The sequence below is a fragment of the Ralstonia sp. VS2407 genome, assembly GCF_052950655.1.
The window spans coordinates 1-1,317 of sequence record NZ_JBRFVG010000032.1; the positions used below are offsets into that span (position 1 = coordinate 1).

Below are 1,317 nucleotides of genomic sequence, written 5' to 3' on the forward strand. Positions count from 1 at the left end.
TGTCAAGTCCTGATAAAGGTTGACACTCAGTTCAGCTACTAGACGCCCGATGCACTGCATCGGGCGTTTTGTATTTCAGGGCCTGGTGAGGCCGCTCATAGTTGTAGATGTGCACCGACTGGGCCACCATGCGCACGGCCTGCTGCAGGTCGGCGGGGCGGCTGAGCAGGAACTCGCCCTTGAGGATCCCGTTGACCCGCTCGGCCAGGGCGTTCTGGTAGCAGTCGTAGCCGTCGGTCATCGAGCATGTCAGGCCATGGCGCTGGTGGATGCGCTGATACTCGCCCGAGCAGTGTTGGATGCCCCTGTCTGAGTGGTGGATCAGCGGCTGCCGGGTCTTGCGCTGCTTGAGCGCCATCTTCAGTGCTCGGCTGACCGACTCGGCATGCAGGCTGTCATGCACGTGATAGCCGACGATCTTGCGTGAGTACGCGTCCGTCACCAAGCTCAGGTACGCGCAGCGTCCTGCCGTCGGCAAGTAGGTGATGTCGGCCACCCACACCTGCTCTGGGCCTGTGGGGACGACCTGGCCCGGACCTTCCTTGAGCAGATTCGGGTGCCGCCGGAAGCGGTGGTGGCTGTGCGTGGTCTTGTGATACGCCCGTCGCATAGGAACCAGTAGGCGCGCTGCACGCAGCAGGTCGAACAACCGGTCCCGCCCCACAGCGATGCCGGCCTGCGCCAGCTTAGGCGCGAGCAGGTGGTGCAGCTTGCGCGTGCCCAGGCGCGGCTGACGCAGGCGCACGTCCCGCACCAGGGCAGTGACCTGCTCGGCCTGGGCGTTGCAGGTGCGTTCGCGCGCGCAGCGCTTGTAGTACGCCTGGCGACTGATGCCGATGTATCGGCAGGCCCGCTCGACACTCAGCCCTTGGATGAGCCTTTGCGAGATGACCTGCCCGAGGGCTTTTTTACCACCACCCCGTAGTCGCGGCGCATGATGTCGACCACGGCCTCGAACAGCGCCGCCTTCTCCTTCGCCTGCTTGAGCTGCGCTTCCAACTCCTTGATGCGCTGCTCTGGCGTGAGGGCTTTGGGTTCCTTCTCTGACATTCCTGAACTTGTTTGCTGACGGCCGGACGGGCTCATCCAGTCCTGCAAACCGTGCTTGCGACACCATACCAGCACCGTCGAGCGACCCTGGATTCCGTACCGCTGCTGCGCCTGCTTGTAGCTCAGTTCGCCTTTTTCTACCTGCTCCACCACCGACAGCTTAAAAGCCAGGCTGTAGTCCCGCTGCGTTCGCTTCTTTGACCCTTCCATCCTGACTCTCCTTCCTACACCCGGAAAAAGTGTCAACCTTATTCAGGACGGGTCACG

1 protein-coding gene is annotated in these 1,317 nt (G+C 62.7%); it reads right to left on the reverse strand.

Annotated features, from left to right (window positions below; all coding sequences use genetic code 11):
- Positions 1-31: 31 nt before the first annotated feature.
- Positions 32-1,260, reverse strand: a protein-coding gene (locus ACU8YE_RS23625) for an IS3 family transposase (RefSeq protein ID WP_446929764.1) whose coding sequence is annotated in 2 segments (ribosomal slippage) — positions 32-897 and positions 897-1,260 — 1,230 coding nt in all. Because the reading frame shifts where the segments join, the coding sequence is not laid out codon by codon here.
- Positions 1,261-1,317: the final 57 nt, after the last annotated feature.